This is a genomic window from Mycobacterium gordonae (assembly GCF_017086405.1).
Lineage (GTDB): Bacteria > Actinomycetota > Actinomycetes > Mycobacteriales > Mycobacteriaceae > Mycobacterium > Mycobacterium gordonae_D.
The window spans coordinates 5,341,056-5,353,145 of record NZ_CP070973.1 but is presented as its reverse complement, the minus strand read 5'-3'; the positions used below and the strand labels follow the sequence as shown (position 1 = coordinate 5,353,145).

General features: G+C 67.6%; 16 protein-coding genes and 1 pseudogene. 6 read left to right on the top strand and 11 right to left on the bottom strand.

The window, feature by feature from the left end:
* Positions 1 to 15 precede the first annotated feature (15 nt).
* Positions 16 to 369, bottom strand: coding sequence for a VOC family protein (locus JX552_RS22755; RefSeq protein WP_205874116.1), 354 nt, complete (start codon positions 367 to 369; stop codon positions 16 to 18).
* A 63-nt stretch (positions 370 to 432) separates the two neighbouring features.
* Here JX552_RS22755 and JX552_RS22750 point away from each other — a divergent pair, with 63 nt between their 5' ends.
* Positions 433 to 1,404, top strand: coding sequence for a 2-hydroxyacid dehydrogenase (locus tag JX552_RS22750; protein ID WP_205874115.1), 972 nt, complete (start codon positions 433 to 435; stop codon positions 1,402 to 1,404).
* Here the strand turns inward: JX552_RS22750 and JX552_RS22745 are convergent.
* Both JX552_RS22745 and JX552_RS22740 read right to left on the bottom strand, forming a co-directional pair.
* Positions 1,394 to 1,900 carry a hypothetical protein gene (locus JX552_RS22745; protein WP_205874114.1) on the bottom strand — a complete coding sequence of 169 codons (507 nt, stop codon included), beginning with the start codon at positions 1,898 to 1,900 and terminating at the stop codon, positions 1,394 to 1,396. The two genes, JX552_RS22750 and JX552_RS22745, sit on opposite strands and share 11 nt — an antisense overlap.
* A 3-nt stretch (positions 1,901 to 1,903) precedes the next feature.
* Positions 1,904 to 3,064 carry a hypothetical protein gene (locus tag JX552_RS22740; protein WP_241010686.1) on the bottom strand — a complete coding sequence of 387 codons (1,161 nt, stop codon included), beginning with the start codon at positions 3,062 to 3,064 and terminating at the stop codon, positions 1,904 to 1,906.
* Here JX552_RS22740 and JX552_RS32680 point away from each other — a divergent pair.
* A complete protein-coding gene (locus tag JX552_RS32680) occupies positions 3,063 to 3,323 on the top strand; it encodes a hypothetical protein (RefSeq protein WP_241010685.1) in 261 nt (86 codons plus the stop codon). The genes JX552_RS22740 and JX552_RS32680 overlap by 2 nt on opposite strands.
* Position 3,324: 1 nt before the next feature.
* Here the strand turns inward: JX552_RS32680 and JX552_RS22735 are convergent, their stop codons facing one another.
* The 6 genes and pseudogenes from JX552_RS22735 to JX552_RS22710 all read right to left on the bottom strand — a co-directional run.
* A complete protein-coding gene (locus tag JX552_RS22735; protein WP_241010684.1) occupies positions 3,325 to 4,521 on the bottom strand; it encodes an SPFH domain-containing protein in 1,197 nt (398 codons plus the stop codon).
* Between the two features lie 128 nt (positions 4,522 to 4,649).
* The gene (locus JX552_RS22730; protein WP_205874113.1) at positions 4,650 to 5,495 is read right to left on the bottom strand and encodes an alpha/beta fold hydrolase; all 846 of its coding nucleotides are present in this window, start codon (positions 5,493 to 5,495) and stop codon (positions 4,650 to 4,652) included.
* Complete coding sequence (locus tag JX552_RS22725; RefSeq protein WP_205874112.1) at positions 5,492 to 6,223, bottom strand: DUF998 domain-containing protein; 732 nt, start codon at positions 6,221 to 6,223, stop codon at positions 5,492 to 5,494. The genes JX552_RS22730 and JX552_RS22725 overlap by 4 nt, the downstream gene beginning before the upstream one ends.
* A gap of 67 nt (positions 6,224 to 6,290) precedes the next feature.
* Positions 6,291 to 7,277: an alpha/beta fold hydrolase gene (locus JX552_RS22720; protein WP_205874111.1), complete on the bottom strand. Its 987-nt coding sequence runs from the start codon at positions 7,275 to 7,277 to the stop codon at positions 6,291 to 6,293.
* 104 nt (positions 7,278 to 7,381) lie between these two features.
* Positions 7,382 to 7,780 carry a hypothetical protein gene (locus JX552_RS22715; protein ID WP_205874110.1) on the bottom strand — a complete coding sequence of 133 codons (399 nt, stop codon included), beginning with the start codon at positions 7,778 to 7,780 and terminating at the stop codon, positions 7,382 to 7,384.
* Positions 7,781 to 7,995: 215 nt separating this feature from the next.
* A pseudogene (locus JX552_RS22710) lies at positions 7,996 to 8,388 on the bottom strand (hypothetical protein); the annotation flags it as partial.
* Between JX552_RS22710 and JX552_RS22705 the strand changes: the two are divergent.
* Positions 8,366 to 8,683, top strand: a complete 318-nt coding sequence (locus JX552_RS22705) for a hypothetical protein (protein ID WP_205878776.1) — start codon at positions 8,366 to 8,368, stop codon at positions 8,681 to 8,683. The pseudogene JX552_RS22710 and the gene JX552_RS22705 sit on opposite strands and share 23 nt — an antisense overlap.
* Here JX552_RS22705 and JX552_RS22700 read toward each other — a convergent pair.
* The gene (locus JX552_RS22700) at positions 8,619 to 9,143 is read right to left on the bottom strand and encodes an Rv2253/PknI dimerization domain-containing protein (RefSeq protein ID WP_205874109.1); all 525 of its coding nucleotides are present in this window, start codon (positions 9,141 to 9,143) and stop codon (positions 8,619 to 8,621) included. The two genes, JX552_RS22705 and JX552_RS22700, sit on opposite strands and share 65 nt — an antisense overlap.
* Before the next feature lie 89 nt (positions 9,144 to 9,232).
* On the opposite strand from JX552_RS22700, the gene JX552_RS22695 reads away from it, so the two are divergent.
* The 3 genes from JX552_RS22695 (at position 9,233) to JX552_RS22685 (ending at position 11,609) form a co-directional block, all read left to right on the top strand.
* Positions 9,233 to 10,081 (top strand): DMT family transporter, encoded by an 849-nt coding sequence (locus JX552_RS22695; protein WP_205874108.1) that lies wholly within the window; start codon positions 9,233 to 9,235, stop codon positions 10,079 to 10,081.
* Positions 10,082 to 10,417: 336 nt separating this feature from the next.
* On the top strand, positions 10,418 to 11,269 hold the full coding sequence (locus tag JX552_RS22690; protein ID WP_205878623.1) for a virginiamycin B lyase family protein: 852 nt from the start codon (positions 10,418 to 10,420) through the stop codon (positions 11,267 to 11,269).
* A gap of 34 nt (positions 11,270 to 11,303) precedes the next feature.
* Positions 11,304 to 11,609, top strand: coding sequence for a hypothetical protein (locus tag JX552_RS22685; RefSeq protein WP_205874107.1), 306 nt, complete (start codon positions 11,304 to 11,306; stop codon positions 11,607 to 11,609).
* On the opposite strand, the gene rimI is transcribed toward JX552_RS22685, so the two are convergent.
* Complete coding sequence (gene rimI / locus JX552_RS22680; protein WP_205874106.1) at positions 11,606 to 12,076, bottom strand: ribosomal protein S18-alanine N-acetyltransferase; 471 nt, start codon at positions 12,074 to 12,076, stop codon at positions 11,606 to 11,608. The two genes, JX552_RS22685 and rimI, sit on opposite strands and share 4 nt — an antisense overlap.
* Positions 12,077 to 12,090: the final 14 nt, after the last annotated feature.

Here is a 12,090-nt window from a genome sequence, read left to right as displayed (position 1 = left end):
CCGAGCGGCCGAAACTCAGCGGGCCAGTGGGCTGTAGAAGACCAGACCGTTGCCCTTGGTGTCGTAGACCACGGCGCGGCGTTCGTGCGCATCGTCGTAGGGAGCCCGCACGATGCCGCCGCCGCTGGCTTCGATGGCTTTGGCCGCGGCGTCGACGTCCGACGTCTTGATGCCGACGACGACCTGCCCGGGGATCGGGTGGTCCACCGCCGTCGCGAGTGCCAAGGTGATCGAACCGCCGTCGAGGGCCGCGAAGTGGTCTCCGTCGCGGAACTTCACCGCCATCCCGAGAGCCTCGGAGTAGAACCGGATCGATTCGTCCAGATCGTCCGTGGACAACACGATCATCCGTACTTCGTGCGTGCTCATTGCCACCTCCGCGAATCGTCGTGCCGCCAAGGGTAAGCCGAAGCAGACTTCGGCGAAGATGGAATGGTGACGGTGTTGAGAACACGTGAGTTGCTGCGGATCGGCCCCTTCGAGCCGACATTCGAGCGAGAATTGGCCGAACGCTACGAATTCCCCACGCTCCCAGCCGGTCCAGAAAGAGCCCGATTTCTTACCGAGCACGGTGCCGCGATACGGGTGGTGGTGACCTCGGGTGGCCCCGGCGCCGACGCCGAGACCATCGCGGCGCTGCCGAACCTGGAAGCGATCGTCAACAACGGGGCCGGGGTGGACGCGATCGACCTCGACGCGGCCCGGCGACGTGGGATCGGCGTCAGCAACACCCCCGACGTGCTGTCCGACACCGTGGCGGACACGGCTCTGGGACTGATCCTGATGACACTGCGCCGGTTCGGCGCCGCGGACCGCTATGTGCGGGCCGGCCGATGGGTGACCGACGGACCGTTCGGCTACGCACGGGATGTCAGCGGACTTCAGGTCGGCATCCTCGGCCTGGGGCGCATCGGTTCGGCGATCGCGACCCGCCTGCGCGGATTCGACTGTGCCATCGCCTATCACAACCGCCACCGCGTCGACGGCTCACCGTATCGATATGCGGAGTCGGCGGCTGAACTCGCCGAGTCGGTCGACGTCCTGGTGGTCGCCACCACGGGTGACGCCGGCACGCGCCATCTGGTCGACCGCGCCGTCTTGCAGGCGCTGGGCCCGGACGGCTACCTGATCAACATCGCCCGGGGCAGCGTCGTGGACCAGGACGCGCTGGTGGAATCACTGATCGATGGGAGCCTGGCGGGCGCCGGACTCGACGTCTTCGCCGACGAACCACACGTGCCCGCCGAACTGCTCACCCTGGACAACGTGGTGCTCTTTCCGCACATCGGCAGCGCCACGGCGCGCACCCGCCGGGCGATGGCGCTGCTGACGATCCGCAACCTGGACAGTTACCTGCGCAGCGGTGAACTCCTCACGCCGGTGCTGCAGCCGGTCAGGCGGTGAGCCTGCGCTGCACTTCACGGGTGACGTCGAGGTGTTGCTGCACGGTCGCGAGGTCGGACTCGAGTGTGGTGGCATCGGGCATCGTCGTGGCAGCGGCGTACCGGGCGACCGCGGCTTCGATCGACTCGACCGTGGTGGTGATCGTGGCCAGCATCTCGTCGCGGTGGTTGGGGGCGAGCTGAGCGACGGCGACGAGGTGGTCGTCGAGATCGAGCGCTGTCTGTTCCAGATCGGCGCGCAGCACGATGGTCGTCCCGGTGTCGACGGCGTTGACCGCATGCAGGGCGGTCATCGCGTCGCGCAGTCGGCGGTGCAGCCGGGCTTCGGGATCGTGCGACACCGCCCACGACCGGGGCGCGCGGGTGGGACGACCGGGGATCAGCTGGTTGGCGTTGCCGAGCGCCCGTTGCTGGCGGCGATGGACGGTCGCCACGCCCGCCACCACCAGACACGCCAGCAGTGTCAGGATCAGTATCACCGCCACTACGATGTCCATCGACTACCTCCGGTGAATGTTGTGGCTGGGCGGCTTGCTCGAATGATGGCCGTGCGCACGCAAATACGCCCAGATCGCGATCACCAGGATCACGACCAGCACCGCACAGGTGATGGCGATCGCCAGCTTGACCCTGCTCCAGGGGCGATCGCCGGCGACCTCGCCGGTGAGCCCGTTGATCGCGACCTGGAACGGGCGGTTGCTGTACATCACGGTCAGCAGCCAGATCGGTAGCAGAAGGTGCTTGAATCCCAGGTAATTCCAGTTCGTCCGCAGCTGGTGGATCCGCTGCCGGTCGCCGCCGATGTCGGATCGCACCGTTCGCTCGACGGCCTGCTCCATCTCCTGCTTCGCCTCGGGCAGCGCCTGCTCGGCGTCCTTGTCGTAGGTGCGGCACAGGTGGCCGGCGACGAACTCCGGTGAGTAGGCCCGCGCCTGTTCGACCGGCCAGGGTTCGAGCTGTTTGATGCGTTTGCGATTGAGGTTCTCGCTGTCGTTAGCCAGTACCGGCAGGTCGGCGAAGACGTTGTTGACCTGACCGGTGACGCGATACCAGGAAGTCCGCGTCTCGTAGATGGGGTCACCGTCGTTGTCGGTGCCGACCCTTACCTGGTAGTCCTCACCGCGCTCGCCCTCATACCAGGTGTCGGTGTTCGCGTCGTAGGTGAAATAGGCCGTGTACAGGCTGGAGAAAGCGCCGATCTCGCGGTACTTCTTGAAGTCTGTAGGCGCGAACCAGCGCTTGGTGACCCACTTTTCGATGAGCTGGCGGGCCTGCTTCTCGTCGATGCGAAACGGCACCACACCGTCTACCGGCAACCGCGCCGGCGCGTTGTGCACATCGTCACGCTGGATCGGAGTCGCGCAGTAAGGACACTTCGTCGCGGTCAGGCTGCCGGCGAATTCGGTTGTGCCGCCACAGTTCTGACACTTGACCTCGCGCATGCCGGAAATGTTCGGCCCCTGCTGGCTATGCTGCATCTCCCGCAGCTGGTGCATCGCGGTGCGCAACTCGCGTGATTTGACCGGAGCGTTCGGCGCGGTGACATCGTAGTAGTTGCCGCAGTTGGGGCAGCGCAGCTTCTGGCTGGCGATGTCGAAGTTGAGCTGGCCGCCGCAGGACGCGCACGGGTAGGTGCGGGTCTGCTCCGTTTGGTGGAACATGGCGGCACCGGCCGGCGGTCCGGCAAACGGCTGCAACGGGGGTGGGCTCGCCTGGGGTGCCGGGGCCTGTCGCGGCGGCAGCGGTGGTGGGCTTGCGTGCGGTCGCGGCGGCAACGGCGGGGGGCTTGCTTGCGGTCGCGGCGGCAACGGCGGCGGGGCGGCCTGCCGCGGTGGCAACGGCGGCGGGCCGCTCGGTGGGCGCGGCAATGGCGGCGGCTGCGGCGGACGTGGGCCGTGCGCGAGGTCGCCCGGGTCGTAACTCATTGCTGCGGAAGCGGGGGTGGCGTGCCGGGCAGCGGCGGCGGTGTGCTGAACAACGTCTGCAGGGCCGGCACGCTCGACGCCGGGGCCCAGTTGGCCATCCCTTCGGTCCATACCACGGTGTCGCGGGTCAACTGACCGCCGGCGACGAACTGTCGCAGTGCGCTGACCGGGTATGGGCCGGCCGGCTGACCGCCCTGGTCGAAGTGGAACAGCTGCTGAGTGGGCAACGGTGGGGGCGCCCCCTGCAGCGGCTGCTGGGTGGCGGCGAATTGTTGCGGCTGGGCGTGCGGCTGGGCCGCGTTGGCCATCTGAGCCCCCAGCGCAACGCCAAGGCCGGCCTGGATGGCGGAGCCGGCGGCACCGCCACCTTCGTTCTGGGCCGCGGCCAGCATCGCGTCGGCCCGCCGCGCTTGCTCGTAGCGGTTGAGGTCGCCGACATTGTTCAGGAAGCTGCTCTCCTCCAGACCGCGGGCCACGCCACGGGTCATCGCCTGCTGGATCTCCTCTGGCAGCGAGATGGTCATAGTGACGGCGTCGATGCCCAGGCCGAATGCCTGAACCCGCTGGGCGACAAACTCCCGCAGCTTGTCCGACAACTCCACCTGGCGGCCCTGCAGGTCGATCGCGCCCAGGCCGCTGCCCATGACCATGTCGTTGAACGCCAGGGCGATGTTGCGGCGGATCAACTCGGTGATCTGATCCATGTCGACCACGCTCTGGGTGCCGAGCACCTGGCGTAGGAAGACGGTCGGGTCGGTCACCCGCACGACGGTGGTGCCGTTGGCCCGCACCTGAACCATCTTGAAGTCCGGATCCCGCACCGTCACGGGTTGCGGTGTGCCCCAGCGCAAGTCGGGGTACGGACGGGTGTTGACAAAATAGACCTCGGAACGGAACGGGCTGTTGAACCCGTACTTCCAACCCTGCAGGGTGCCCAGGATCGGCATGTTCTCGCTGGTGAGGGTGTAATGGCCGGGGGTGAACTGGTCGGCCAGTTGGCCGCGGTAGACGAACATCGCCCGCTGGCCTTCCCGGACGATCAGCTGGGCGCCGTTCTTGATCTCGTTCTCGTACCGCGGGAACCGCCATGCCAGGGTGGTGTTCGTGTCGTCCAGCCATTCGATGATGTCGACGAACTCGCCCCGGATCATGTCGCGCATGCCCATGGTGTTGGTCCCCTCCTCGGCGTTCAAATATCTCGGCGAATCTTACGCGGCGACGCGGTCGTTCAGCTGCCGGTTACGGCAAAGCTGTGCTCCGCCGAAGCGGCTGCCGGAAACAAGAATCCAGGAGGGTTCTTGGAGAATTCTTGGACTGCTGGTTAGGCCCGGTCCGCGGTCAAGCGGACGAGGTCAGCGATCCGATGCGGCCGCTCGATCATCACCAGGTGTCCGGCGGGGGCGATGGTGACGTGTTCGGCGCCGAGAGCTTCGGCCAGCCGAATCTGCCGGGCGCGCCAGCGTCGGGTACGCCAACCCAGGTGCGCGGTGGCCACCACCCGGGGCACTGCCGGCAGCGGGTGATCGGCCCGCAGCCGGAACAACTCGGCCGCGAGCTCGCGGTACTCGACGTATTCGGTGAACAGTGCGCTAAGAAATCCGGGTTCGCTTGCCGTGCAATGTATTTCGGAGTATGTCCGCCCATCGACTCCGCCGGGCCGGCGTCGCTGGGCGAGGGTCAGGCCGGCGCGGGTCAATGGGCTTTGCAGGTGCAGCCGGTGCAGCAGTCGGGCGGCCGCCTCGGCGGCGGCGACCTTGACGGGGGGCGGCACCCCGAGTCGGCGGCGATCGGAGGCGATGCTGGAATCCAGTAGCAGCAGGGCGCGGGTGCGGTGCGGATGCAGCCGTGCGAATGCTTCGGCATAAAAGCCGCCGACCGAATGCCCCACCAGCACAGCGCCTTCGGGGCTTGGCACGGCATCCAGCACAGTGGCAATCCGCTCGGCCTCAGCGCGGACCGTGCGACGGCCCGGGGTGCGCCTCACCGGTGTGCCGGGCCGGTCGAATCGCACCACGGTGTGGTCGTCGGCCAGCTCTGTCACCGTGTCGCTCCAGTGCAGCGCCCGGCCGCCTAGGCCGCTGCACAACACCACCACAGGGCCGGTGTCACCATCGACGAGAACGCGCACTCGGTAACCGCCGACCTCGACGAAGGCGCGGTGACTCACGGGCCGTCAGTGCTTGGGGCGCGGGCGGTCCGCGCGGCGGCGTAGATCAGCCACCCGGCGAACGCCACCAGCTCCGCCCGCTGCGCGACGCCCACCATGCCGATCACGTCGGTGTGGTCGATCAGGATCGCCAGGCCGGTCCAGATCGCGGTTCCGACCAACGCCACGAGCGTGAATAGTCCGGCGCGGCAGATCGGCTGCGGAGCATCCTCGCGGAAATCGGCGATGGCAAACGCCAGCAGCGACGCGATCGCGGCGGCCAGCGCCATCCCGCTACTCACCCAGTGCAGCTGATGGCTCAGCGGCACGGTCCCCGCTGCCTCCCGGGCCGCGCACGCGGCGTTCGAGCTCGGCGCGCACACCAGCGTCCACACCGTGCTGTCCAAGCCGGTCGCGACGGCGAAGACGCCCAGCGCTGCCCAGCCCGCCTTGCCCCACCGGCTGCCACGGACACCGACCAGCGCAGCGACGGTCGCGATCACCAGGACGACCGCGCAGGCACGGTCGCAGGCGCGAAACCACTCGCCGTAGGGTTGGTCCGCCGCGGAGAGCTCGCTGATGTACATGTCGGGATCCGGCAGCAACGAGCGGGTGAGATAGTTCTCGAAGATCCAGTTGGAATACAGCACGGCACCGGCCACGCAACCGACCACGGCGACCCATCGCAGCACGGACGACCGCTCGCGACTGACGTCGAGCACCAAGACGGAGCGTGGCCGCACTGCCATGAGGCCATCATGCCGTGCCGGAGAGGCCACCGTGGGTCTTCGAAAACCTCGGGCGTGCCGTGCGTCGCTACGCGAGGTCGGATTCGACGTCGACGGAGGCGTACTGACGGACACCGGTCTGCAGTGCCTTGCGCATCAGCTCCGGCTGGTGTTCATGCGGCGTGGTCGAGTCGATGAATCGCTGCACCACCTCCACGAAGCGGTCCGGTTGATCGCCGTGCGGCATGTGCCCGGACCGCTCGAAGATCTCCAGGCGCGAGCCTGGAATCTGTTCATGTGCCACCCGGGCATGGCTCGCCGGGATGATCAGGTCGTCCTCGCCCCAGATGATCTGGACCGGAAGGCCGTGCATCAGGTAGGTCCGGTCCAGCATGGTGACGAACTGGCCGCGGGTGTCGACAACCGCGCGCAGGGTGCGGGCGAACGCTTCCACCGCGCCGGGTTTGCGGAATCCGCCCACCAGGCGCGGCAGGCTGGCGACGTCGCGGGTGAGTCGGGTGGAGCCCACCGCGCGTCCGACCACACGACTGGCCAGGCCAAGGGCGGGGACCGCGCCGGGCAGTCGCAGCGCGGAGAGCGCCTCGGCGCCCAGTGGCATCGCGGCCAGGCGCAGCGCCATGCTCACGTCCTTCGTGACGCCGCCCGCACTCACCAGTACCACGCGCTCTACGAATTGCGGATACTGATAGGCGAATTGAGCTGCCAGGCCGCCGCCCAGCGAGTGCCCGACGAGCGTTACTCGGTCGATTTCCAGGGCGGTCAGCAGGTCGCGCAGGCCGTTGGCGAAGGCGGCCAACGAGTAGTCGGCACGGGGCTTGTCCGACTCGCCGTGGCCCAGCATGTCCGGGGCGATGACGGTGAATCGTTGAGCAAGCTTGGCGTGCACCGGTTCCCAGGTCGTCGAGCTGTCGCCGACGCCGTGCAGCAGCACGACGACTGGCCCGGAGCCGGCGATACGGAAGGCGCGGCGGTGGCCGTGAATAGTGCGGAACTGCAGCGCCGGCGCGGCGACATCCCGTACCGGCCGTAGGTGGCGGCGTGAACGGTTCGTCATGGTCTCGCTCCCTCTGTGTGCGTCTCCACCGCCGAAGCGGGGCATTGCGGAGAAGCTTGCAGGGGAGTTCTTGGAGAATTCTTGTAGGGCCGGACCGGTGGCCGTTAACCGATCCTGACCAGCGTGAAGGTGTTGCGTGGGTTGGGGATGCCGCACGGCGCGGGGCTCTCTAGGAAGTCCACCTCGCCGGCCAGGGTGACTGGGTCCCACCATTGACGGACGGTGACGGGATGCGACCCGCCTCCCCACGCGGATCCGTTGTCGCCGAGGAAGTACGACGGACAGGTGACGCCGTCGGGCACGGTCCGGGTGACCACGTGGCGGCCGTTGACCAGGGGAGCGGTGAAACCGTGACCGGGAGTCGTGGTCACGTGGGCGACGCACTGTGGTGTACACGTCGTTCGGATGGTCCATGTTCCCGCGACGGCGGGCCCTTCCAGGTAGGCGTAAACGCCATCGCCGGCGGGGGCTTCGGCACCGGCTGGCGGGGATACGGCGGCCAAACCGCCCGATGCTAGCGCAACTGCTGCCAGGGGCAAGATCGGCCTCTTCATGTCGCCCTCCCGCCGCGCTTCGTTGCCTATGGACAATATGGCTGAAGGATATCGGCAAAAGAGCAGCTCAGACTATTTTTACAATAGGTTCATAGAAAATTGATACCCATAGGTTTGCCCGGCGCCGGACGAGCGTTCGCGATAAGGATCACGCTGCGCGAAACTCAGTCGTCGCAGCAGGCGCAATCGAGTGCCACCGCAGCGGGTCTGGAAGGTGCTGCGCAGCACGCGTCGCCCCGCCACGCGTTGACGCCCTCTTCGCCGGCGATTCCGGCGATCGATCGCCAAACCGGCGACCGGGTCGGCCCATGCCCAATCGAACGTCGTGTTGAGGAGCAGGCCGACCAGTAGCACCGCCGACAGGTAGGTGCACAGCAGCGTTTGCTTGGAGTCGGCCACGGCGGACAGAGAGCCGAGTTCGCGGCCTGCTCGGCGCCAGGTGTGGGACAACATCCGAAGGAGAATGCGATGAGGCGCAGGGCGATTCTCTCGCGGGCTTCCGGATCGTGACCGGCGAACTGCCATGCCACCGCCTTGGCCGACGAGACCTCGATCACCGGGCAGACGCAGTTTGGATCGACGAAGAGAACCTCGCTGCCGGTGCTGACCTCGCTGCCGGTGCTGCCGGTGCTGACCTCGCTGCCGGTGCTGACCTCGCTGCCGGTGCTGCCGGTGCTGCCGGTGCTGCCGGTGCTGACGGTGCTGCCGGTCAACCCGGCCAGCCGGGCTGATCCTCAAGGCTTTTCGTCGCGGCACCGGCAGCGGCTGCCATCGATGCGCGGCCGGCTCAAGCCGTGTTCGGGTCAGCCACGTTGGCGTCCGGTGACACCTCGCCTACCCGCGTCGCGGTGAACGGAATGACGATGGGCGGGCACGGCGCCTCTAACTGGGTGCTGACCCCCACAAACGTCCCGTCCGGTTTCACTTGGAACGCAAGGGTTTCCGTACCCTGTTTGGTGGTGTTGTTACAGGTGAACATCTTCCACCGGGTCGCCACCCACTGGTCGCGGTTCTCGCGGAAGACGAGCGCACCCTCCTCCGGAGGTTGCAGCCAGGTAGGGCCGATCGAGGTGTCCCATGCCGTCGCCACGCACCCCGAAGGCGGGCACGCGGAGCGCATCGCTATCAATGTGGAGTGCGAGCTTGTCGGTTTCGGTACGCCGTCGACCGTCTGCTTGCTCCCGTGGAAGTCGAACCGGTAGGTGCCGTCAGTCAATGCTGACGCGGCGGCGGTTGCGGGTAGGGACAGGGCGGCAACCGGCCCGATCGAGACCGCGAAAGCGGCGGCCAGCAGAACGCGAGAGATGGTCATGACGTCGGCCTTCGTTACGTGCCCCCACAGTGATCGTGAGCGCGTCGGCAAACTAACGCAATAGCTGCCGGCTCTCGTATGGTCGGTAGGTGCTGATCGGATTGCTGTTCGCCCTGGCCTGCTCGGTGTGTTACGGGACGGCATCGGTGCTGCAGGCCATGGCAGCCCGGTCGGTGGAAGCCGGCAGCGGTTCCGGCGTCGACGCCGTGCTGCTGATGCGGGCCCTGCGGCAATGGCGCTATCTGGTGGGCATCGGACTCGATGGCCTCGGCTTTGTACTGCAGGTCGTGGCTTTGCGATTGGTACCCATATACGTGGTGGCCGCCGCGTTGGCCGCCTCGATCGCGGTCAGCGCCATTGTCGCCGCATGGCTGTTGTCGGCCCGCTTGTCGGCGGCCGAGTGGACGGCGGTGGGCGTGGTCTGCGTGGGACTGGCTCTGCTGGGCATCGCGGCCGGACCGGAGGGGGAGGGGCACGGTCCGGCGGGGTTGGCCTGGGCGTTGCTGGGCGTGGTCGCGGTGGTGTTCATCGCCGGGGCCGCTGCCGGCCGGTTGCCGGACCGTCCACGAGCGCTCGCGCTCGGCTTCAGCGCGGGCACCGGCTTCGGCCTCGTCGAGGTGGGCGTGAATCTGATCGACTCGCTCGATCCGACCAAGGCATCCTTCTACGCCAACCCGGCCCTGTACGCGAGCGCCGCCGGCGGAGCTGCGGGTTTTCTGCTGCTCACCTCCGCCCTGCATCGCGGATCGGTGACCACGGCCGTGGCGGGGATGGTCGTGGGTGAAACCGTCCTGCCCGCGGTCATCGGTGTGGCCTGGCTCGGCGATCAAACTCGCGATGGCCTCGGGTGGATGGTGGCGGCGGGGTTGGCGATTGCTGTCGTGGCAACGCTGGTGTTGGCCCGGTTCGGCGAAGCACCGAGCCCGGAGCCGGTGTAGACGTTGTAGGGCGAATGGAATCCTGGTCGAAGAGGTGAGTTCCTATCCGGCGCCTAAGCCCTCTCGTTCGGCATCTCTATCTCTCGTTTTCGGCAACGCGCAGGACGCCCTGGCGCCCAGCGACGTACTGACCCGGCGGAGAGCGGCCGTCGACAGCTGCCCGAAAGATGAGGCGATGATGCAAGATTTGCGGGATTTGCTTGTTGATCGAATCGACCCGCCGGGACCTCCGAGAATCAGCCGGGCCGACTGCCCGAGGCTCGGCATGCCCGGTCACTCTTCCTGGGCTAAGGGCAGGAAATGTGCGCCATGGGCACCGCCGTCGCGGCTGCTCGGATGAGTCGCATCGTCGAAATCCCGGTTGCGGGCGGACCGTACGCGTTGACCGCAGGACCCGACGGCGCCATGTGGGTGACGCTGGTGCACAGCGGGGAGGTCGCCCGCGTGACAGGTGACGGCAACCTCGACGTGTATCCGGTTGCGCCGCAGAGCAAACCGTCGATCATCGTGGCCGGTCCGGACGGCGCGTTGTGGTTCACCCGCAGCGGTGACGACCGCATCGGGCGGATCAGCGTCGACGGAGCGCTCGCTGACGTCGAATTGCGCAGCGGCAGTGCACCGTTCGGTCTCGTCGTGGGACCCGACGGGGCGCTGTGGTTCACCGCGATGACGTCCGGGGTGGTGGGCCGCATCGACGTCGACGGGGTTGTCACGGAGGTGGCTGCCCCGGGGGGCACGCCGTCGATGATCGCCGCCGGACCCGACGGGGCGTTGTGGTTCACCATGAATCAGGCCAATGCCATCGGCAGGCTGGTGCCCTCGGGCGATCTGAGGGTCCGCGAGGTGCCGACGCCGCGAGCGGGCCCGGTCGGCATCGCCGCCACCCACGACGACGCGGTGTGGTTCACCGAGATCCGGGCCGGCAAGCTCGGCCGCATCCCGGTAGCCGAGGCCATGCAGGAACTCGAGCTGCCCGGAAAGCCGCACACGGTGATCGCGAATCCGACCGGTGGCGTCTGGGTGAGCCTGTGGGGCAGCGACCAGATCGCCGGCGTCAGCGCCGACGGTGACGTCACGGTGATCGACCTACCGTCCGGCAGCGAGCCGCACGGGCTGGCGATCGGACCCGATGGGGCATTGTGGGCGGCGTTAGAGGCGGGGTACGTCATGCGGTTGCCGACGGTCTGAGGACCGCCTGCGCCCCACGACTACCCTCATAGCGGTGACGATGGGCCAGGATTTTGACACGATTTCCGCTGCGGAGATCCGGCGCGACGACAACATCGAATTCCCTGCGGGCAATCCGGACGTGAAGTGGCACTTCGACGAGAACAGGGCGGCACGGCCACCGTGCGACCAGCCGGGGGTGCAGTGGTACGTCGAGGCGCTCGGAGAACCCATTCTCGGCAGTCCGTTGGGCGATCTGTACACGTTCACGGTGAAAGAGGTCGGGGGGGCCGGCGCGGACGTCGAAGTCAAAATCAGGGGCCATGTGCCCGTTCGCCGGCATCGGCGAGAACAGGGCTAGTTCGGTTCGCGCCGCATCGTCAACGCGTCGACGCCGTTGTAGTACCCGGGACGCAGACCCACCTGGTCGAATCCCACGTCGCGGTATAGCGCAATGGCCGGTTCGTTGTCGTAGCGAACTTCCAGATACACCGCGCCGCCCGCGGCGAACTTCAGCAGCTCGTCGAGCAGCCGGCGGCCGACGCCGCGCCCTTGGTGCGCCGGGTCTACGCCGATATTGCGCACCTCATAGAACGACACGCCGGTGAATCCGGTGGAACCCAATCGTGCGATGCCGGCGTAGCCGATTAGCGCCCCGGCCGAGCGCGCGCTCACGAAATAACTGTCTGTGCTGGCCAATTCGCGGGCGAATATCGGCGCCGACCACGGCTCGTCGCCGGCGAATAGAACGGCGTCCAACTCGGCGCATCTGCCGACGTCGGCTGGCAACAGCGCACCGATGACCACCGGCTCCAAGGGCGCGTTCATCGGGTCGCGACGGC